Origin of the sequence: Xanthomonas arboricola pv. guizotiae, assembly GCF_002940205.1 — a bacterium.
In the GTDB taxonomy this organism is placed as follows: Bacteria; Pseudomonadota; Gammaproteobacteria; order Xanthomonadales; family Xanthomonadaceae; genus Xanthomonas; species Xanthomonas arboricola_C.
This window is the reverse complement of record NZ_MDSK01000009.1, coordinates 123061-143477: the sequence shown is the minus strand read 5'-3', so window position 1 is coordinate 143477 and position 20417 is coordinate 123061. Positions and strand designations below refer to the sequence as shown.

14 protein-coding genes are annotated in these 20417 nt (G+C 66.1%); 6 read left to right on the top strand and 8 right to left on the bottom strand.

The genetic code is table 11. From position 1 onward, the window contains the following. Positions 1-76: 76 nt before the first annotated feature. From galD to XarbCFBP7408_RS07860, 6 genes are all read right to left on the bottom strand, one after another. Positions 77-1819, bottom strand: a complete 1743-nt coding sequence (galD, locus tag XarbCFBP7408_RS07885; protein WP_181106419.1) for a GH35 family beta-galactosidase GalD — start codon at positions 1817-1819, stop codon at positions 77-79. A gap of 11 nt (positions 1820-1830) precedes the next feature. Continuing rightward, positions 1831-3747: a sialate O-acetylesterase gene (locus tag XarbCFBP7408_RS07880; RefSeq protein WP_104562471.1), complete on the bottom strand. Its 1917-nt coding sequence runs from the start codon at positions 3745-3747 to the stop codon at positions 1831-1833. Positions 3748-3853: 106 nt separating this feature from the next. Then, positions 3854-6112 carry a WD40/YVTN/BNR-like repeat-containing protein gene (locus XarbCFBP7408_RS07875; protein WP_104562470.1) on the bottom strand — a complete coding sequence of 753 codons (2259 nt, stop codon included), beginning with the start codon at positions 6110-6112 and terminating at the stop codon, positions 3854-3856. Between the two features lie 111 nt (positions 6113-6223). Beyond that, entirely contained in the window at positions 6224-8914 is a 2691-nt protein-coding gene (locus XarbCFBP7408_RS07870) for a TonB-dependent receptor (RefSeq protein WP_104562469.1), read from the bottom strand. A gap of 339 nt (positions 8915-9253) precedes the next feature. Next, positions 9254-12184, bottom strand: coding sequence for a TonB-dependent receptor (locus XarbCFBP7408_RS07865; protein WP_104562468.1), 2931 nt, complete (start codon positions 12182-12184; stop codon positions 9254-9256). A 258-nt stretch (positions 12185-12442) separates the two neighbouring features. Then, positions 12443-13414: a LysR family transcriptional regulator gene (locus XarbCFBP7408_RS07860; protein WP_104562467.1), complete on the bottom strand. Its 972-nt coding sequence runs from the start codon at positions 13412-13414 to the stop codon at positions 12443-12445. Between the two features lie 373 nt (positions 13415-13787). Between XarbCFBP7408_RS07860 and XarbCFBP7408_RS07850 the strand changes: the two genes are divergently transcribed. The 5 genes from XarbCFBP7408_RS07850 to fdxA all read left to right on the top strand — a co-directional run bounded on the left by XarbCFBP7408_RS07850 (position 13788) and on the right by fdxA (position 18113). Continuing rightward, positions 13788-14420, top strand: a complete 633-nt coding sequence (locus XarbCFBP7408_RS07850) for a 2-dehydro-3-deoxy-6-phosphogalactonate aldolase (protein WP_104562466.1) — start codon at positions 13788-13790, stop codon at positions 14418-14420. Continuing rightward, a complete protein-coding gene (dgoD, locus tag XarbCFBP7408_RS07845) occupies positions 14417-15565 on the top strand; it encodes a galactonate dehydratase (protein ID WP_104562465.1) in 1149 nt (382 codons plus the stop codon). Before XarbCFBP7408_RS07850 ends, dgoD begins: the two co-directional genes overlap by 4 nt. Continuing rightward, complete coding sequence (locus XarbCFBP7408_RS07840) at positions 15559-16470, top strand: SMP-30/gluconolactonase/LRE family protein (protein WP_104562464.1); 912 nt, start codon at positions 15559-15561, stop codon at positions 16468-16470. Before dgoD ends, XarbCFBP7408_RS07840 begins: the two co-directional genes overlap by 7 nt. Beyond that, the gene (locus XarbCFBP7408_RS07835) at positions 16467-17345 is read left to right on the top strand and encodes a 2-dehydro-3-deoxygalactonokinase (protein WP_104562463.1); all 879 of its coding nucleotides are present in this window, start codon (positions 16467-16469) and stop codon (positions 17343-17345) included. Before XarbCFBP7408_RS07840 ends, XarbCFBP7408_RS07835 begins: the two co-directional genes overlap by 4 nt. Before the next feature lie 444 nt (positions 17346-17789). Beyond that, a complete protein-coding gene (gene fdxA / locus XarbCFBP7408_RS07830) occupies positions 17790-18113 on the top strand; it encodes a ferredoxin FdxA (RefSeq protein WP_039404267.1) in 324 nt (107 codons plus the stop codon). 131 nt (positions 18114-18244) lie between these two features. Here the strand turns inward: fdxA and XarbCFBP7408_RS07825 are convergent, their stop codons facing one another. Then, positions 18245-18763 (bottom strand): hypothetical protein, encoded by a 519-nt coding sequence (locus tag XarbCFBP7408_RS07825; RefSeq protein WP_104562462.1) that lies wholly within the window; start codon positions 18761-18763, stop codon positions 18245-18247. Positions 18764-18779: 16 nt separating this feature from the next. Further along, the gene (gene dapA / locus XarbCFBP7408_RS07820; protein ID WP_104562461.1) at positions 18780-19688 is read right to left on the bottom strand and encodes a 4-hydroxy-tetrahydrodipicolinate synthase; all 909 of its coding nucleotides are present in this window, start codon (positions 19686-19688) and stop codon (positions 18780-18782) included. A 92-nt stretch (positions 19689-19780) separates the two neighbouring features. Between dapA and XarbCFBP7408_RS07815 the strand changes: the two genes are divergently transcribed. Continuing rightward, positions 19781-20407 (top strand): glycine cleavage system protein R, encoded by a 627-nt coding sequence (locus tag XarbCFBP7408_RS07815; RefSeq protein ID WP_104562460.1) that lies wholly within the window; start codon positions 19781-19783, stop codon positions 20405-20407. Positions 20408-20417: the final 10 nt, after the last annotated feature.

Here is a 20417-nt window from a genome sequence, read left to right as displayed (position 1 = left end):
ATGGGTTCGTTGCGTTCGACCTGGAAGACGGCGTGCTGCGCAGCGATCGGGCTGCGCAGCAGGCGGCCGTGCAGGCTTACTTGTAAGTGGTCAGCTTGATCCTGAGCAGCTGCGGCGCGCTGGAAAAATTGACGCCGTAATCGGTCTGGTCGCCGTTCCAGTTGCGCTCGAACTTCCAGTCGCTGCCGTCGTAGACGCCTTCCTCGACGCGGTCGTAGAGCATGTTGGCGGTCGCCTCGCTTGCCGGATGCAGGGTCACGCGCACGTGGTAGCCGGTGACCAGGAATTCGTCAGGGCCGAGCTCGGCGATCAAGGCCGCGCCGATCGGCTCGGGGTTGCCCGGCGGCTCGCCCTTGAACCAGAACTGCGGCACGCCGTAGGTGATGGTGGCGCCCCAACGTTCGTTGAGCTGCAGCTCCTGCACCGCCTGGCCGGGTTCTTCGGCAGTGCCGTGCAGCTTGCCTTCGGACGCGGCCTTGGCGAACGGACGCATGCCGCGCTTGACCAGTTCGAAACCCAGCGCGAACGGGGCCAGGGTTTCTGCGTTGACGTGCTTGGCGCCCAGCGGATAGTTGGAATAACGCGTGTAGTCGATGCCGAACGCCGACCAGCCGATGCCGTCGTGGCCCAGCGTGGGGAACAGATAGCGCGCGTACTCCGGGCGGTTGCCGGTTTCGGCCACGAACAGCGCATTGTCCGGGCGTGCATAACGTTCCAGCACCGTGGTGTACATGCGGTACTCGGGCATGTAGATGTCCGGCGCCAGCAGGTCGATATGCGGGCCGGCGGCCTTCCACACATCCAGCACGTTGTCGGTGGGGCCACCGCTGGCGTACTGGCCGGGCTGGCCGGGATTGAACGGACCACGCAGCGCGGCATTGACGTACATCGGCAACGGATACTCGGCCTTGCCGGCCTCGACGACTTGATCGATATAACGACCGATCGACCAGGCGTGGAAGAATTCGTCGGCATCGGCACCGAACACTTGTGCCCAGGTGCCCGGCTGCCTGTTCAAGCGCTTGATCAGCTCATCCGGCACCGGGCCTTCGAACAACTTCTGCGCCGTCGGCGAGAAGTCGCGCACGCTGCCGTAGGTGCCCGGCTCGTTCTCCGGCTGGATCATGATCACGGTGTGTTGCGGGTCCACCTTTTTCAGATGCTGCATGAAGGCGACGAATGCCTTGCGGTCTGCCTCCAGGGTGGCTTGCGCATGCGGCGACAACGAGCCGATCGATTTGCCCTCGCGGGTGATCACGCGCGGAAAGCGCTGGTTGTCGGTCTTGACCCAATGCGGCGCGTACTGCGGGCCGTTGTTCTTCCAGGTCGCAAACCACAACAGCACCAGCCGCACCTTGTGCTCGCGCGCCTGCGTGAGCAGCGTATCGACGAAGGAGAAATCGAACTTGCCTTCTTCCGGCTCCACCTGCTCCCAGGCGATCGGCACCTGCACGGTATTGGGGCCGAGCACCTGCATCGCTGGCCACACCTTGTCCATCACGCCGGGATAGTTGCTGGAGTTGTTGACCTGCGCGCCCAGGATCAGGAACGGCGCACCATCGACCATCAATGCGTGCTTGCCGTCCTTGCTGACGAACTGCGGCATCGGCGTCTGCGCAGCCGGCGCCGCTGCCGTGGCAGGCGCGGTCGCTGCGCTACCGGCAGTGGGTGCGACCGCGGCCGGTTTGGCTTTGTCGTCCTGCTCGCCGGATTGACATGCCGCCAACGCCAGCGTTAGCGCGGACAGCAGCAGCGGACGCAGGCAACGCCGTGCGTTGGAATGGGAGATGACGCGCGCAACGGGGGAATGCATGGACATAAGACTCCGTGTCACCAGGTATCGGTGCGGAAGGGGGAAACGGGAAGATGTTCGCGATTGACCAGGTTGGCGTCGTCCGGGTTCTCGCTCCAGCCGTAGCGCACGGCCACCGGTGCGGTCACCGCAGCGCTGCGCACGGTCACGCGCTCGCCATCGATCTGCGCGGTGGCCGGGTGGAAGCGTTGATCGGCGCCGGCGATGCGGAAGCCCTGCACTGCACCGCCGCCGCGCACCTGCAGTGCACTGCCCTGCAGGTCGAACGTGAGCACCGCTTCGCCACCGTCAAAGCTTGCGCGCTTGAACACCGGCGCGCTGTACACTAGCGTTTCGCCGTACGCCACATGACGTGCAGCAAGCGCCAGACGATGGCCGACATCGCGCTTGTTGGTGGGATGGATGTCGGTGGGGTTGCCGATATCGATGATCACCGCCTGCCCGGTCGCCGGCAGCGCCAGCGTCTTGGACTGCGACTCGCGCAACAGTGCCCACGGGCTCAGCTCGCCCTTGTCGCCGCCGGCCTTGAAGTTGGCCAGCTGCACCCACAGGAACGGCAGCGTTTTCGCGCCGCGTTCGGCGCGCCATTGCTGGATCATCGCGGCGAACTGTTGGCGATATTTCACCGCGCCGGTGTCGCTGGCATTGGTTTCGCCCTGGTACCAGATCACGCCCTTGACCGGGAACGGCTGCAGCGGATGGATCATCTGGTTGTACAGCAGCGTGGGCAGCTGGTTCTTGTTGTCGACCAGCGATACACGCACGGCGGCGGGGCGGAACTTCCAGCCGCCCAACCCGCGTTTGGCACCGGCGCTGGTCTGCACGAAGCGCTGCTCGTCCGGGCCATGCATGCCGCCACCGCCGCTGAGGTCTTCCACCCGCACGGCGATGTGGTTGACCCCTGCATGCAAGGCCGAAGCCGGCACGCTGTAGACGCGCGGCAGGTTCCATTGCTTTTCGGTCGCGCCCACCTGCTGGCCATTGACGTAGGTGATGTCCGAGTCGTCGATCTGTCCCACGCCCAGCGTGATACCGGCCTTGGCTTCGGCAGCGCTGAGGGTGACCGTGGTGCGATACCAGGCGATCCCGTCCATGCCGTCATAGCCGCTGGATTCCCACTGCTGGCTGGTCGGGATGCTGTCCCAGTCGCTGTCGTCGAACGACGCCTGGCGCCACTGCGGCATCTCGCCATCCACCTTGGGCCAGCGCGCGATGCGCTTGCCGGTGGCGGCCTGCGCAGCGGCATCGCGCTGCTTGATCGCTTCGATCGCGCCCTGGTTCTGCCCGGCATCCAGGCCCAGCGAGGCCGCATCCATCCACGCCTCGATCGCGCTGCCGCCCCAGGTGCTGTTGACGATGCCGATCGGCACGCCGGTGCTGGCGCGCAACTCCTTGGCGAAGAAATAACCGACTGCGGTGAACTCGCCGGCGTTGTCCGGCGTGGCGGACTTCCAGTCGCCGCCGCTCAGGCGCGCTTCCGGCTGCAGCGACCACGACTTGGGCACCTTGAAGTGCCGCAACTGCGGGTCGTTGGCCGCCGCCACCGCCTGCGGGCCATCGCTGGCCTGCGCCAACGGCCACTCCATGTTCGATTGACCGCTGGCCAGCCACACATCGCCGACCAGCACATCGCGCACCTGCAACTGGCCGCCGTCGCCCTGCACGCTCAGCACATAGGGGCCGCCGGCCTTGTGCGCGGGCAGGCTCACCTTCCACCGGCCCTCGGCATCGGCCTTGGCGGTGGCCCGCTTGCCGTCGAAGCTGACCGTGATGGCGGCATGGGGCGTGGCCCAGCCCCACACCGGCATCGCCTGGTCGCGCTGCAGCACCGCGCCGTCGGCAAACAACAACGGCAGGCTCGGTTGCGCCAACACGGCAGGGCTGGCCAGCACCAGGCCCAACAGGCAGCCACGACGGATGAGGGAAACGGTCATGCAGTGATCTCCAGGGTCGGCGCGGCCACTCGGCGCGCAGCGATGCGACGGCGCATGCCGCCGTACACGGTAAGACAGCGCGACGACGCGCACAGCGATGCAGCGCTCATCGTGGATCGCCGTAAAAGATGCCACGGCCACCGGTGGCGAAGTACACACGCCCGGGGATGCGCGGATCGCCGGTGACGCTGTAGGGCTTGCCGAACCGGTGCGCGTCGTCGTTGATGCGCAACCAGTGCGCGCCTTCATCGTCGGAGCGGAACACGCCGTCCACTCCATCCACGCGGCCGGCCAGATACAGCGCCGGCGGTGCGCCATCGCGCAGTGCCTTGCCGATGCCCAGCGAACGCGCCTCATCCGGCCTGGATAAGGTCTGCAAACGCCCGTCCTGCCAGCGCATCACGCCCAGCGCGGGGCTGGCCAGATACACCACCCCCGCCCGCCACGGATCCGGGCGCAGCTGCGGGCGCGCCCGTTCGTCACGCGCCGGGTTGCCGGCCTGGGCACCGGTGTCGCGAAAGTTCGCTGCACCATCGCGGCTCTCGTACAAGCGCCCACTGGCGGTATCCACGGCATACCAGCGCCGCGCATCGACGCGATCGGCCACCGCCACTGCGGTCTCGGGCAGCCCCTGCACCCGCTGCCAGTGCTTGCCGAAGTCGGCGGTACGCCAGCTGCCGCCCTTGTCCGGTGCCCACACCACATGGGATGCATCGGCGGCGATGGCGATGTTGCCGGCGCCCTGCCCGGCTGGCGGCTCGCTGGCGAACGCCGTCCACTGCGCGCCGCCATCGCGCGAATACAGCGCACGGACCTCGTTGTTGCGGCGATCGCGCACGGTGCCGCTGCGCACCACCCATTGCGCGGCCTGCCCGGCGGCATCGATGCTCTCGCCATTGGTCAGGCGCGGGCCCAGATACTGCAGCTGCGCAGTGTCCAGTGCATCATGCCGAAAGCCGTCGATATCGCCCAACGCGCTGAGCAGATGCGCACCGCCCATCGGGCTGAGCAGATCCAGCGGCACGGTTTCTTCCAGCCCACGGTCCTGGAACCACCACTGCAACGGCTGCCTTCGTGCAGCGAAATCCTGCAGATTGCGCGAGGCCCAGATGCCGTAACCGGTGACGAACAGGGCGTGGTTGCTGTCGAACGGATCGATCGCCAGCGCGCCCATCCAGTGCGGCGTTGCGTGCGCCGTCCACGGCGCGGCGCTGTGATCGAACTGCGCGTTCGCCAACAGCGGCGTCCAGCTACGCCCACCATCGCTGCTGCGGAACAACTCATCGCGCGGCGTGCGGCGGCGGAATGTGCTGGCCAACAACACGTGCGGTTGTTGCGGGTCCACCGCCACCGCGCCCCAGCCGAAGCCATCGCCGCTGGCCGGTTGCGGGATCGGGCTGATCTCGCGCCAGCGGCGCTGCGCCGCGTCGTAGTTCCATAGCGCGCCGCCGGCCATCAGGTCCGGCCCGGGCTGGTCGCCGTAGCTCAGGTACCACTGCCCATCGCTGCCGCCGGCCATATGACTGGGACGCAGGCCCTTGGGCTGCCCGGCCACCGCAGACCAGCTGCGGCCGGCATCCTCGGAGACATACAGACTGGTTTGCGCGGTGGATACGCCGACATAGATGCGCGGGGTCGGACGGCCGGCGCGGCCGCTGGCGGCATCGAAGACGACAAAAGCGATCCCCACGGCCTGCTCGCGTCCGACATGATTGCGCGCCGTGGCGCCTGCCAATGCATCGGCAGGAAATGCCTCCACCCGTGCCCAGTGCACGCCGCGATCGTCGCTGCGCCACAGGCCTGCATCGCGTGAGCCCAGCAACACCACACGGCCGTCGTGCGGGTCCACGGCCAGCCGCTCACCGTTGGCGCGGCCCAATTGATTGCCACCGAGCTTGAACGGCAACTCGGCGCGTTCGAAACTTTTGCCGCGATCGAACGAACGCAATACCGCCGCATTGCCCGCGCGTTCGTGCATGTAGGTGCCCGCGGCCAGATACAGGGCGTTCGGGTCGGCAGGATCGACCGCAAAGGCGTCGATCCCCATCAGATTCCAGTCGTCGGCGCCCAGCCAATCGGTCAGCGCCACCCACTGCCGCGCCTGCGCATCCCAGCGGTAGGCACCACCGACATCGGTGCGCGCATACGCAAGATCGCGTTCGGCGGGATGAAACAGCACACCGGTGACAAAGCCGCCACCGCCAATGGCGACGCTGCGCCACTGATACGGCCCCGGCGTGGCGGGCTCGGCCGCATGCACCCGGGACGTAGCGAAGAGCACCAGCAGCATCAGGGCCATAGCGGCCACGCATGCGTCTGCTGCGAAAAGTCGGCGCTTAGTAGGCGGATCGATCAAGGCGATCATTCCTCCGGCTCCCCTCGCGATCGATGGCGTCGCCATCGATAGGAAAAACACCGGCCCAACGAGCTGCCTGCACAGCTCGCCGGACCGGAGACGCACTTCCTACGGCGCGTTCTACAGGCTGGCCCGCAAGGTCAGGCCATACCGACGATCGTTGATCACGAAGTCGCGGTAGCGCGACTCGACACCCAGGTAGCTTTCGCGGCGGGTATCGAGCAGATTCACGCCATCGAGCGAAATCGACCACACATCATTGATGTTGAAACGCAGCGAGGCATCCAGCTGGCCGAAGCCCTTGTTGTAGACCGGCAGATTGCCGGTGCCGTTGCCCGCAGTGGTCACCAGCCAGTCGCTGCGCCAGTTGTAGGCCACACGGCCCTGGAAGCGCGCTGTTTCGTAGCTGAGAATCGCGTTGTAGCTGTTCTTGGACAGGCCTTCCAGCGGCACCGTCAACGACTGGCCGTTGGTGTCGGTGGCAGTGGGGCTGGGCGCCTCGCTGTCGACATAGGTGTAGTTGGTCTGCAGGCCGAAGCCGCTCAACCAGCCCGGCAGGAAGTCGAAGAACTGCGTGTAGCCCAATTCCGCGCCGCGGATCTTGCCGGCATCGCCGTTGACCGGACGGGTGATCTGCCACACCTGGCCGTCGTACACCTCATTGAAGACGGCGTTGGCGATAAAGCCTTCCACCTTCTTGTAGAACACGGTGCCGTACATCATCGAACCCTGGCCGAAGTACCACTCCAGCGCGGTGTCGAACTGGTCGGCCTTGACCGCTTCCAGACTCGGGTTGCCCGCGTTGCCGGTGAAGGTCGAGGCGCCGTTGGAGGTGCCGGTGCTCAGGCTCAGGTTCGGGTTGAGCTTGTCGAAGGTCGGGCGCGAAATGCCGCGCGAGGCCGCAAAACGCCACTGCAGCTGATCGCTCAGCATCCAGCGCAGGTTCAAGCTCGGCAGCACATCGGTGTAGGTCTGCTGCGCATCCACCGGAATCAGGCCGCCGCCTTCGGCATCGGTGCCGGTGCGCACGCCCTGCGAGCCCACTTCGGTACGCACCACGCGCACACCGATGTTGCCGTCGAACGGGATGCTGCCATCCACGCCGAAACGCAATACGCCGTAGGCCGCGTAGGTCTTCTCGTTCTGCGTATTGATGTTGTTGGGCGCAAATTCCAGCGGGCTGGCACCGAAGGCGGCCAGGGTCTGCTGATAGTTCGCCACTGCCGCATCGGATGCGGTCAGGGTCGGCCCGAAGGCATGACTTTCACCGCGGAAGAAATCGGTGATCGGATTGGTCACCACGCCGACGTTCGGGAACTGCGAAAACGGTGCGCCTGCGCAGTTGTTGATGCACATGAAGCGATAGATGTTGCCCTTGGTTTCGGCATCGCGGTCGGTGTAACGCACACCGGCCTTGAAGCTGCGCACGAAGTCGCTGTCGAAGGCAAGATCCATATCGGCGCGCCAGGCGAACTCGGTGCCCTTGTTGTCGTCCTTGTTGTCCAGGTGATAGCGCCAGCCGCTGTAGTTGTTGATGTCGGCCAGATAGCCCTCCGCACCGCTGGAATCGGTCACCGACAACCGTGGCAGGTCGCCACGGAAATCGACGTTGAACTGCGGGCTGGTGGCCTGACCGGTGGACAGGATGTAGCGCGTGCCGGTGGTGGTGGCATCGACGTACTGGAAGTCGGTGCTCAGGGTCAGCTTTTCGTTGACCGTCCACTTGGCGCCCAGCGAGTAATCGGTGGTCACCGAATGCCGCTCGGTCAGGCTGGTGTTGGACTCGGTCGGCACATTCTGGAACGAGCCGTTGACGAACTCGTTGCGGTCGTTGACCTGGATGCCGGGCAAGCCCTGCATCGGGTTGGCGCCGGTCAGCGCGAAGAACGAATAATCATGCCAGCTGAAGTCGTAGTCCGAACGCAGCACCTGCGTATAGACCTCGACCGCATCGTTCGGACGCCACTGCATCGCAAACGCACCGGTCTTGCGCTCGCGCTCACCCACGGTGGTGTTGATGCCGGCGCCGTGCGGCACCGAAATCTGCTGGCCTTCGTAGCCCGGCAGGTCGGTCTGCGTGTACCACGGCTCGATCGAGATGGTGTCCTGGCGGAACGGGCTCTTCTGCTGCGAGTAGTTCACCAGCAGGCCGATCTCGCCGATGCCGGTCTGCCAGCGGTCGCTGAACAGGCCCGAGAACGCCGGCTTGCCGTCGTCGGCCAGGTCGTAATAGTTGTACTGCACGCTGCCGGCGATCTTGCGGCCGTCGTAGTCGAACGGCAGGCGCGTACGCAGGTCGACGGTGCCGCCCAGGCCACCTTCGATCATGTCGGCCGAGGGATTCTTGTACACGTTGACGCCGCCTAGCAGTTCGGCCGACACGTCCTCGAAGCTCAGGCCACGGCCATCGTTGGCGGTGAAGATGTCACGGCCATTGAGTTCGGTGCGCACCTGGGTCAGGCCGCGGATGGCGATCGAGCTGCCTTCGCCGTAGTTGCGCGAAATCTGGATGCCGGAGATACGCTGCAGCGCCTCTGCGACATTGTTGTCGGGCAGCTTGCCGATGTCTTCGGCAACGATCGAATCGACGATCTGCTCGGCGTTCTGCTTGACCAACTGCGCCTTGGTGACGCTGCTGCGCGTGCCGGTGACCTGCACGGTGTCCAGCTGCTGGGTGGTCGCATCCTGCGCATAGGCCTGCGCGCTCAACAGCGTGGCCACACTGAGGGCCATCACGGAGCGGCGGAAATCACGGATCGAACGCTGACCCACAGTCCGGCCTGCCGGAATGTGGCGATGTTGCACTGACATGGTGCTCCCTCCCAGGACGCATGTACTACTAATTTTTAGCGGGTGGGTGCGCGAACGCCCTGCCCGTCGTTGGTGCTGGCCCGCGTCCGCCCACGACCGGAAGGCCGGGCGATTGCGATGCGTGGTAATCCTGACAAGGCTTACCTAGCGGCTGCGGCCGGAGCATAGGACGCGGCCATTACGCCACACCAATGAAATATTCCTGGAAAGGTATTCGTAAAAACTATAGCAACGCCGGGAAACCCGGCTGCTCTGGCATTGCGAGCCCGGGTTGCCGGGCGGGACGTGGCGGGCTCGACTCTGCGAGCCCGCGCACGCCGCCTGCGTGATCGCCCGCACTTACCAGTTCATGCGCAGCACCAGCGAGTAACGCCGGTCGTTGACGAACTGACTGCGGGTATACAGCCGCGTGTCCACCTCGCCGCCCTCGTACGAGGTCGGCCCCATCAACACCTTGGTCTCGGTGTTGGTCAGGTTGTTGGCCTGGATGCCCAACTGCAGATGTTCGTTGAAGCGATAGAAGAACGAGCCGTCCAGCTGGCCGTAGTCGTCGGCCCAGGTCGGCAGCCGGGTGGCGGCGTCGCTGGTGGTCAGCAGGTAGCGCGAGCGCCAGTTGTAGGCCAGCCGCAACGACAGCGGACCCTTCTCGTAGATCCCGGCCAGGTTGTAGCTGCGCCGCGACAGGCCTTCCAGCGGCAGCTCCACACCGGTGACGGTGGTATTGGTATACGGGTCGGTGGCGGTGTTGGCGCCGCCCTGGCTGTCGACGAAGGTAAAGTTGGCATTGACGCCGAACCCGCTCAGCCAGCCCGGCAACTGATCGAAGAACTGGGTATAGCCCAGCTCCGCGCCACGGATGGTGCCCTCGTCCATGTTGTACGGACGCGTCACCAGCCAGGGGCGGTTGTCGTAGATCTCGCTGCGGGTCTGGGTGGAGAAGTAATCCTTGACCTTCTTGTAGAACAGCGTGGCGTAGAGCATGTCGCTGGTGTCGAAGTACCACTCCAGCGCGGTGTCGAACTGGTTGGCCACCATCGGCTTGAGGTTCGGGTTGCCGGCGGTGCCGACAAAATCGGTCGCCTGGCCGGCGTCGTTGGTTTCCACGTTGAGCAACACATACGGCTGCAGCTGGGTGTAGTCCGGGCGCGCCATCGCCTTGGAGGCGGCAAAACGCCACTGCAGGCTGTCGGTGAAGCGCAGCCGCAGGTTCAGGCTGGGCAGCACGTTGGTATAGCTGCCCTGGGAGTTGTTCTCGAAGTACTGCCCGGTGTAGCGCGCCTGCAGTTCCGGCGAGACATTGAGCCCGGCCAGGTTTTGGAACTGGCCGAAGCCTTCGGCCTGGGTCTTGGTCTGCACCACGCGGATGCCGATGTTGCCGTCCACCGGCACGCCCCAGGCCTCGTCGTTGCCGAAGTACAGCGCCGCGTAGGCGGCCTGGGTGCGTTCGAACTGCCGGTTGGTGTCCTGCGGCTGATAGGTGTCCGGTGCCCAGCCGTAGCCGCGCAGCGCCACGATCTGCTGGAGCATCTGCGAAGCCGAGCGGTAGTTGTTGACCAGGCTGCTGTTGGGCACCACCAGCGTGGTCGGCACGTTCACTCCACCGCGGAAGAAGTCGGAGAAGGTAAACAACGACGACTGGTCGGTCATGAACTCGGACATGTTCGCCAGGCCGTTGCTGGTGCCCGGAATCGCGGCCCAGTTGTCGGAGATCACGCCCCAGTTGTAGCCGGAGTTCTTGTTGATCTGGTTGCGGTCGGTGGCGCGCATGCCGAAGCGCGCAAAGCGCAACCAGCTGCTGTCATCGAAGGTGTATTCCAGATCCACGCGCGTGGACAGCTGCCGCCCGCGGTTCTTGCCCAGGTGGTCCATCGCCGCCGCCCAGAAATAGTTGGACGGGTCCTGGGTGAAGGCCGGGTTGGCGATCTGCACGCTGGGATACTTGCCCGACACGTCGTACGACAGGCCCGGCAGATAGGTCGCACTGAACACGGTGAAATCCAGCTGTTCGTTCTCCGACTCCACCAGCTGCAGATCGCCCTTGATCTGCAGGTTGTCGTTGAAGAAATGGCTGAAGCCCACCGACATGTCGGTGGTGGTGGTGCGCTGTTCGGAATAGCGGTTGTCGGTATTGAAGCGCACACCATCGCCGGTGAGCACCCCGCGCCACGAGCTGGATACCGGCGAGCCGCGCAGGAAGGCGCCGCGATCGTCGTAGTCGAAGGTCGTGCCCGGTGCCGGCGTGATGCTGTTGTTGCTGTCGTTGAAGAACGCGGCGCGCTCCTGCCAGTTCATCTCGTAGCGCGAGCGCAGGAACTGCGCATAGATCTCGGTGGCGTCGCTGGGCTTCCACTGGAACGCCGCCGCGATCCCGTCGCGCTTGCGCTCGAAATCCAGCTGACGCCAGTTCACCCCGCCCGGCACGAACACGTCGCTGCGCCCGCTGCCGGCCAGCACGGCCTCATCGGTCCGCCGCACGTACGGCTCCACCTGGATGCCGTCCGAGCGCGTGGCCAGCTCCGAATGCGCGACATCGATCATGAAGCCCATTTCGCCGATGCCGGTGTTCCAGCGGTCGCTGAACAGGAACGACGCCGACGGCTTGTACTGCTTGCTCATGTCGCCGTAGTTGTAATCGACGTTGCCGCCGACGATACGGCCCGGGTTGTCGAACGGCATGCGCGTGCGCAGGTTGACCGTGCCGCCCAGACCGCCTTCGATGATTTCCGCCGACGGGTTCTTGTACACGTCCACGCCAGCCATCAGCTCGGCCGGTACGTCTTCGAAGCTCAGGCCGCGGCCGCTGGCCGCACTGAAGATGTCGCGCCCATTGAGCTCGCCGCGCACCTGGGTCAGGCCGCGGATCATCACGCCGCTGCCTTCGGCGGAGAAATGGTCCGGGTCGCTGCGTGCGGCGAAGTGATCGATGGTCACGCCGCTGACGCGCTGCAGGGTTTCGGTGACGCTGCGGTCGGGCAGCGCGCCGATGTCTTCGGCACTGACCGAATCCACGATCTGGCTGGCATCGCGCTTGATCACCTGCGACTTGATCAGGCTGGCGCGCACGCCGCGCACTTCCACCGTATCCAGATCCACCGCGCTGGTGCCGCCATTGGGGCTGGAGGCGGCCTGCGACGACTGCGCCTGTTGCGCATAGACGGGGGCGGCGAGCAGCAACCCGATGCTGACGGCCATGGCCGAATGACGCAAACGCGGGGTACGACGTGCGTGCACGCCCGTCCCTGCCGAGGCATGGCTTGAAAACTTGTACATCTGAATCCCTCCCAGGACGCAAGACGACTGAAGACTGGTTGTCGCGGCACCGCGGCGCGGCCCGCGTGATCACGGCGGAGCCGGCACGCACGCCTGCCCCTCCCTCTACCTGGCGGTTTGCCCGCCGATCACCTGCCCGACTTCACGTGCGCTTCAGCGTGCGATCTGGCTCACAGATATAGGCGCGTGGTCTAGCGCCAGCCAATGAAAAATTCACAGCCCGGTATGCCGTGCTGGAATACAAATGCAAGAGCCCGCTTAACCAGTGAATTCCGGGCCGCGCAGACCGGGGTACAAACGCCGCGCGGTGGTGCGCAGCGCCTGCAGAATGCGCTCGGCCCCGGGCGGCAGGATGTAATCGCGCCGCCGGATGATGCCGAACGACTCCATGCGCACGCCCAGTTCGATCGGCAGCACGGTCAGCAGCTTGGCCTGGATCAGCGGCGCCACCGACTCCACCGGCAAGGCGGTCAGCATGTCGGTGCCACGCAACAGCGTGGAGGTCACCGGCAGCGACGAGGTCTCGATCGCGTTGGTCGGCGTCTGCACGCCGTGCTCCATGAACATCGAATCCAGCCGCGCGCGCAGCACGCTGTCGGCCGGCGGCAGGATCCAGCCGTGCCGCACCAGATCCGCATGCTGCAGGCCGGCCCGGCTGGCCAGCGGGTGGCCGGCACGCGCGATCACCGAATGCGGCTCGTCGGCCAGCGGCTCGAACTCCAGCTCGCCCACGCCCTCCGGCCCCAGGATGCGGCCGATCACGATGTCCAGCTGGCCGTCCAGCAACTTGGCCACCAGCGGGCGGCTGTAGTCCATTTCCACCCGTACCAGGATGTCGGGGAACTCGCGCTTGACCTCGGCGATCGCCTGCGGCACCAGGTTGGTGCCCGGATTGACCACCGTGCCGATCGAGGCCTGACCCATGCGTCCGGCGCGCAATGCGGCGATTTCCTCCTGCGCCCGGCCGATCTCCGACATCGCCGCACGCGCACGCCGGATCAGCACATGGCCGTACCAGGTGGGCTCCACCCCGCGGGCATGCCGCTCGAACAATTTCACCCCCAGCATGTCTTCCATTTCCGCCAGCAGCTTGGACGCGGCCGGCTGGGTCATGCTGGCGGCCTCGGCCGCGCGCAGCACCGAACGTTGTTCGTGCAGATGCAGCAGCAGCAGAAGCTGGCGCGTCTTGAGGCGGGCAGCGTTGAACCAGGGAGTGCCGGAATTTGCCATGGGGTATCGCCACGCAGCTGTATTCGTAGGAGGAATAGAATATGCCGAAAATTTCATTTGCAGCACATATCTCCTCGCGCGAGGCTATCGACCGCCGCAGCAGGAGCCCCTACCTCCCGGGCGCGGCCAGAACAGACGTGACCCATCTTCCACAGGATGGCAACACGCACGCCATGATTGCGGAGGTGGACGACGATGAAGGCAACTTGCCGGCCAATTGCAGGCAGCTGGAGTGCGCACGCAGGTGCCGCAGCCACCTCGTCGCGGCTGCCTGCCGCCCTCCGCGCGCTGCCATGCAGCGCTGCAATTTCCCCCGATGTTGGCGCCCGAGCGGCAGCCGACGGCCGCTCTCCGCTCTATCGCGAGTAACACGATGACCTCAGACACCACCGCCAGCCTGTTCGCCCTGCCGCTGATCGCCATCCTGCGTGGCATCACGCCGGAAGAAACGCTCGACCATGTCGGTGCGCTGATCGATGCCGGTTTCGACGCGATCGAGATCCCGCTCAATTCGCCGCGCTGGGCCGAGAGCATCGCCCTGGCCCAGCAGACCTACGGCGCGCGCGCGTGGATCGGTGCCGGCACCGTGCTGCGCAACGACGATGTCGACACCCTGGCCGAGATCGGTGCGCGCTTCATCGTCACTCCGAATACGCGCCCGTCGCTGATCCGCCATGCGGTGTCGCGCGGGCTCACCGTAGTGGCCGGCTTCGCCACCGCCAGCGAGGCGTTCGACGCCATCGATGCCGGCGCCACGATCCTGAAGCTGTTCCCGGCAGCCACCTATGGCGCCGCGCATGTGCGCGCGCTGCGCTCGGTGCTGCCCAAGCACATTCCGGTCTATGTGGTCGGCGGCGTCAGCCCGCAGACCCTGGCCGGCTTCCTTGCCCAGGGCGCCGCCGGCGCCGGCATCGGTGGCGAACTGTACAAACCCGCGCAATCGCTCGAAACGACCCAGACGCATGCACGCGCCTTCGTGCAGGCCTACCAGGAACTGCAAGGATGAAGATCACCCGCCTCACCACCTACCACGCCGCACCGCGCTGGCTGTTCCTCAAGGTCGAGACCGACGAGGGCATCACCGGCTGGGGAGAGCCGGTCATCGAAGGCCGCGCGCGCTCGGTGGAGGCCGCCGTGCACGAACTGGCCGGCTATGTCGTCGGCAAGGATCCGGCGCGCATCAACGACCTGTGGCAGACCATGTACCGCGCCGGTTTCTACCGTGGCGGCGCCATCCTGATGAGCGCCATCGCCGGTATCGATCAGGCCTTGTGGGACATCAAGGGCAAGGCGCTGGGCGTGCCGGTGTACGAGCTGCTGGGCGGGCTGGTGCGCGACCGCATGAAGACCTATCGCTGGGTCGGCGGCGACCGCCCCGGCGCGATCATCCAGCAGATCACCGACTACCGTGCGCTGGGCTTTGACACCTTCAAGTTCAACGGCACCGAGGAGATGAAGCTGATCGACAGCGCGCGCGCGGTCGATGCGGCGGTGGTCAAGGTCGCCGAGATCCGCGAGACCTTCGGCAACAGCATCGATTTCGGCATCGACTTCCACGGCCGCGTCGGCGCGCCGATGGCCAAGGCGCTGCTGCGCGAGCTGGAACCGTTCAAACCGTTGTTCGTCGAAGAACCGGTGCTGGCCGAACAGGCCGAGTACTACCCGCGCCTGGCCGCCAGCACCTCGATTCCGCTGGCAGCCGGCGAGCGCATGTTCTCGCGCTTCGAATTCAAGAACGTGTTGTGTGCCGGCGGTATCGGCATGGTGCAGCCGGACCTGTCGCATGCCGGCGGCATCACCGAATGCGTCAAGATCGCCGCGATGGCCGAAGCCTACGATGTCGGCTTCGCCCCGCACTGCCCGCTCGGCCCGATCGCGCTCGCCGCGTGTCTGCATGTGGATTTCGTTTCGCACAACGCCGTGCTGCAGGAACAGAGCATCGGCATCCATTACAACGAAGGCGCCGACCTGCTCGATTACGTCGTCAATAAAGACGATTTTCAGTGTGTCGATGGCAGTATCGCCGCCCTGCCCAAGCCCGGGCTCGGTGTGGAGATCAACGAAGACATGCTCAAGCGCGCAAACGAAAATCCGCCCGACTGGCGCAACCCGGTATGGCGTCACAGCGATGGCAGCATCGCCGAATGGTGAGCACGCCCGAACACACCGCCGTGCTGGCGGTCGACAGCCGCTGCACGCATGGCGAAGGCGTGCTGTGGTGCGCACGGCGCGAGGCGCTGTACTGGGTCGACATCAGCGAAAAACGCCTGTGGCGGCACCATCCGGCCAGTGCGCACACGCGCTACTGGACGTTGCCCGATCGCCCCGGCTGCATCGGCCTGATGGACGACGGCCGCGTGCTGATCGCGCTGGCCAAGGCGATTGGCATCGTCGATCCGGACAACACCGAACAAGACCTACTGCCGTTCGACAAGCTGGCCGATGTGGAAGCGGACAACCCGCTCACCCGCAGCAACGACGGCCGCACCGATCGCAACGGCAACTTCGTGTTCGGCACCATGGACGAACACGACAGCAAGGCCGCGCGCGGGGCGATGTACCAGTTCTCGCTGAAACACGGCTTGCGTGCATTGCCATTGCCGGGCGTATCGATCCCCAACTCGATCTGCTTCAGCCCCGACGGCCGCACGCTGTACTACTGCGACTCGGTGCGCCCGCAGATCCTGTGTTGCGACTACGACGCCCAGACTGCGCAGACCAGCAACACTCGCGTATTCACCACACTGGATCGCGACGATGCCGAGCCGGACGGCTCCATCATCGATGCCCAAGGCCACCTGTGGAACGCGCAATGGCGCGCATGGCGCGTGGTGCGCTATCGCCCCGATGGCAGCGTCGAGCGCATCGTGCAACTGCCGGTCAAGCACCCCACCTGCAGCGCCCTAGGCGCCGCCGCGCTGGACCGCCTGCACGTGATCAGCTCGCGCCTGGACCACAGCGCCGAAGAACTGGCGCGCACGCCGGAGGCCGGCGGTCTGTACGTCTGCGACGTGCCGATCAAGGGCCTGCCCGAGAGCCGGGTGGCCAGCGCATGATCGCCATCGACTGGGGCACCAGCAGCCTGCGCGGCTACCTGCTCGCTGCCGACGGCACGGTACTGGAGCAACGCCGCGGCAGCGACGGCATCCTGGCCTGCCAGGGCCGCTTCGCCGACGTGCTGAGCACGCTGGTCGACGGCTGGGACGGCCCGCTGCTGCTGTCGGGCATGATCGGCAGCCGTAATGGCTGGGTCGAGCAGGCCTATCTGCCCTGCCCGGCCGAAACCGCCGCCCTGGCGCAGGCGATGCGCAGCTACGCCGACCTGCTGCCCGGACGCACGCTGTGGTTCGTACCCGGCGTCAGCACCGGCGAGCGGCACGGCGTGCCCGATGTCATGCGTGGCGAGGAAACCCAGCTGGTCGGCCTGATCGCCGCGCTCGGCGACGGCGAGCATGTCGCCTGCCTGCCCGGCACCCACAGCAAATGGGCGCGGATCGCGCACGGCCAGCTGACCGGTTTTGCCACCGTCATGACCGGCGAACTGTATGCGGTGCTGCGCCAGCACAGCATCCTCGGCAAGCTGATGGATGACGACCACGCCGCGCTGGACACCGACGCGTTTCTGCAGGGTCTCGACCGCAGCGCCGCGCCCGGCGGCCTCAGTCATCACCTGTTCGGCGCCCGCACGCTCGGCCTGTTCGACCGCCTCACTGCCGCCGCACTGCCGTCCTATCTCTCGGGCCTGCTGATCGGCCACGAACTGCGCGAACACCGCGGCGACCACGCCACCGTGCATCTGGTCGGCAGCCCCGCCCTGGCCCAGCGCTACGCACTGGCGCTGCAGCATCTGGGTGTCGAGAGCCAGCTGCATTCGGAAGACCTGGCTGCGGCGGGGTTGTTCGCGTTGGCGAGGCAGCGCGGGTTGGTCTGACCGGAAGGTTCAATGCGAAAAGCCTGCCTCCACCGCGGAGAGAGGCTGAGCGAGGCCGCGGGCCGGGCGCGCGACGCAGGTGACTGCAGCCATCGTGGTTTTCAGCGGCACGAGGCTTCGCCCGAACCCTCATCCGGCGCCAGCGCGCCACCTTCTCCCCCATGAGGGGAAAAGGTGTCCCGGCATGAGAAGGAACTAGAGCCCCTCTCCCCGTGGGAGAGGGGTTGGGGTGAGGGTACGGCGGCAGACCGCCACCTCGACGAACGCGCCAACACAGCCCAAGGCAAGCGCAGCCATTAACCAATCAAACCACCCTACAGGCATCACCTGCGCAGGACGGGACACAGCCGCCCTCCCAAAGCGCAAGCCAACCCCAACGATCAACAACTCCACACCCACCACCCGACTGCTTTAGAATTGACAGGCTAAACGCCGGATTCCGCCATGCCTTTTGTTGTCACCGAAAACTGCATCAAGTGCAAATACACCGACTGCGTCGAGGTCTGTCCGGTGGATTGCTTCCACGTCGGTCCGAACTTCCTGGTCATCGACCCGGACGAGTGCATCGACTGCACCCTGTGCGAACCGGAATGCCCGGCCAACGCGATCTATCCCGAAGACGACGTCCCGGCAGGTCAGGAAGCCTTCGTCGCACTCAACGCCGAACTCGCCAAGGCCTGGCCAGTGTTGACCGTGCGCCAGGAACCGCTGCCCGATGCCGCCGAATGGGACGGCAAGCCGAACAAGTTGCCGCTGCTGCAGCGCTGACCGGCCCGACCAGACGTTCCGCCGCCACACCGCCGCCTGCGCACCTAGTCCAGCACCAATAATCAGCACTGCAACAACGCAAAACGGGCGCCCGAAGCGCCCGTTTTGCTGTCCAGCAAACCAAACCGGCCTCAGCCGCCCAGCTTGCCCTTGAGCGCGGTGATCACCGCCACCGGCGCTGCTGCCGTGGCCGGCATCCCGCGCGGGTCCACTGCCGAGACGTAGCTGCCGGCATCGACCTTGACCACGCGTACCAGGAAACTGGAACCTTCGTAGCTCACGTCGTAGGAACCGAGCATCTGCGCCTTGCTGGCGATCGTCAGGCCGGGGATCTCGGCCAATGCCGCGCCGACCTTGCCGAACACCTCATCGCGCTCGCCCGGCACGGTGAAACCGCTATTGGCGCTTGCCGACGGCGGCGTGTTGACCTGCTGCTGGGTGGTCGAAGCCAGCGTCGGCACCTTCATCGCACCGGAGGTGTCGGGCAGGTTCAGATCCGGCGGCACTTCCAGCGGACGGGCTTCCGGGGCCAGCGCGTAGTCGCCGCGCGCGCCCTTGTGGAACCAGCTGCAACCGCTCGTGGCGGCGACGGTGGCGGTCGCCAGCAACGCGAGCGAGAGCACGCGGACGGGGGAAACGGAATGACGCATCGATAGATCTCCTGGGTCAGGCCGCGAGCATTTCGCGGCTGGAAAGCGCTTCCAACGCAATGGCGTCGGCGGCAAGGCGGTCGGCGGCAGGCTGGTGCGCCGCAGAAAGGGGCAGCAGCGGCAAGCGCAGGCCGTGGCCGATCCCGGCGCGCTGCAGCAGCGCCTTGACCGGGATGGGATTGGATTCGATCCCGCAGAAGCTGTGGTACTCGCTCAGACGCGCGTCCCAGGCTATGGCCGCCTCGCGCTGGCCGTCGCGGGCCAGATCGCACAGGCGTCGGTACGCCGCCGGCAAGGCATTGGAGGCCACCGAAATCAGCCCGGCGGCGCCGGACAGCATCGATTGCGCTGCGCTGCCGTCGTCGCCACTGAGCACCACGAAGGACTCGCTGCGCAGCGCCACCAGCGCGGCGACGCGCTCCGGCTCGCTGCGCGCTTCCTTGATGCCGACGATGTTCGGATGGCCGACCAGCGCGGCCACCGTCTCCGGCAACAGGTCGCATCCGGTGCGGCCGGGCACGTTGTACAGCACCACCGGCAGTCCGCCGTCGTCGGCAACCGCCTGGAAATGCGCCTGCAGGCCGGCCTGGGTCGGACGCACGTACGGCGGCGTCACCACCAGCGCGTACTGCGCACCCAGCGCGGCGGCGCGGCGCGTCTGCGCGATGGTCTTGGCGGTGCCCGACAGCCCGGTACCGGCCAGCACCGGCACGCGGCCGGCCACCTGCGCAACCGCGGCGCACAACAAGGTGTCGTACTCCTCGTCGCTCAATGCCGCGGCCTCGCCGGTGGAACCGGCGACGACGATTCCCTGCACGCCGCCGTGCAGCTGCTGCTCCAGCAGCCGCCGCCAGGCATCCAGGTCGAGTGCGCCGTCCGGACCGAAAGGGGTCGCCAGCGCGGTGATGATGCCGGAAAGGGACAAGATTCTGCTGCTCTTACGTGACAGGAAAGGCCCGCGCGCACGCGGGTTGTGGTCGCCTGCATGTTACTTGCGGCGCGAAACCACGGGCAAGTATGCTGGTCACCGCCAGGGCGCCTGCCCCGGCGGCCATTCAGCCTGATGCAATGCCGGAAGCCCCTTTGACCGACTCGACTCCCCGGCCTTCGCCGACCGAAAACCACCTCCTGATCAACGCCTACACGACGCATCCGGAGTCCCCCCTGTTGCCCGTCACCCGCCGCATCGCCGACAGCGGCTGCAATCTCGTGGACGCCCGCCTGGCCACGGTGGGGCGCGATGTCTCGGTCACCGCCCTGGCCACCGGCTCCTGGGATTCGGTCGCCAAGCTCGAAGCGATGCTGACCCGGCTCGAACGCGAGGAAGGCCTCAAGCTGGTGTGGTACCGCACCGGCCCCAAGCAGACCCAGTCCAACCTGCTGCCCTACATTGTCGAGGTCATCGCTGCCGACAAGCCGGGCATCCTGTTTCAGCTGGCCGATTTCTTCGACCGCCAGGGCATCACCATCGAAAACCTGCAGAGCACGCGCTACCGCGCCATGCAGACCGGCGCGGAGATGTTCTCGGCGCAGGTGACCATCGGCGTGCCGGCCAACATGCACATCGCCGCGTTGCGCGATGATTTCCTGGAATTCTGTGATCACCTCAATCTCGACGCGATCATGGACCCGATGAAGTTCTGAGGCACACGCT

What these genes read in the sequence shown, in the direction of transcription:
- galD (WP_181106419.1), bottom strand. Translation starts at nt 1,819, where the DNA reads ATGTCCATGCATTCCCCCGTTGCGCGCGTCATCTCCCATTCCAACGCA.
- XarbCFBP7408_RS07880 (WP_104562471.1), bottom strand. Translation starts at nt 3,747, where the DNA reads ATGACCGTTTCCCTCATCCGTCGTGGCTGCCTGTTGGGCCTGGTGCTG.
- XarbCFBP7408_RS07875 (WP_104562470.1), bottom strand. Translation starts at nt 6,112, where the DNA reads ATGATCGCCTTGATCGATCCGCCTACTAAGCGCCGACTTTTCGCAGCA.
- XarbCFBP7408_RS07870 (WP_104562469.1), bottom strand. Translation starts at nt 8,914, where the DNA reads ATGTCAGTGCAACATCGCCACATTCCGGCAGGCCGGACTGTGGGTCAG.
- XarbCFBP7408_RS07865 (WP_104562468.1), bottom strand. Translation starts at nt 12,184, where the DNA reads ATGTACAAGTTTTCAAGCCATGCCTCGGCAGGGACGGGCGTGCACGCA.
- XarbCFBP7408_RS07860 (WP_104562467.1), bottom strand. Translation starts at nt 13,414, where the DNA reads ATGGCAAATTCCGGCACTCCCTGGTTCAACGCTGCCCGCCTCAAGACG.
- XarbCFBP7408_RS07850 (WP_104562466.1), top strand. Translation starts at nt 13,788, where the DNA reads ATGACCTCAGACACCACCGCCAGCCTGTTCGCCCTGCCGCTGATCGCC.
- dgoD (WP_104562465.1), top strand. Translation starts at nt 14,417, where the DNA reads ATGAAGATCACCCGCCTCACCACCTACCACGCCGCACCGCGCTGGCTG.
- XarbCFBP7408_RS07840 (WP_104562464.1), top strand. Translation starts at nt 15,559, where the DNA reads ATGGTGAGCACGCCCGAACACACCGCCGTGCTGGCGGTCGACAGCCGC.
- XarbCFBP7408_RS07835 (WP_104562463.1), top strand. Translation starts at nt 16,467, where the DNA reads ATGATCGCCATCGACTGGGGCACCAGCAGCCTGCGCGGCTACCTGCTC.
- fdxA (WP_039404267.1), top strand. Translation starts at nt 17,790, where the DNA reads ATGCCTTTTGTTGTCACCGAAAACTGCATCAAGTGCAAATACACCGAC.
- XarbCFBP7408_RS07825 (WP_104562462.1), bottom strand. Translation starts at nt 18,763, where the DNA reads ATGCGTCATTCCGTTTCCCCCGTCCGCGTGCTCTCGCTCGCGTTGCTG.
- XarbCFBP7408_RS07815 (WP_104562460.1), top strand. Translation starts at nt 19,781, where the DNA reads ATGCTGGTCACCGCCAGGGCGCCTGCCCCGGCGGCCATTCAGCCTGAT.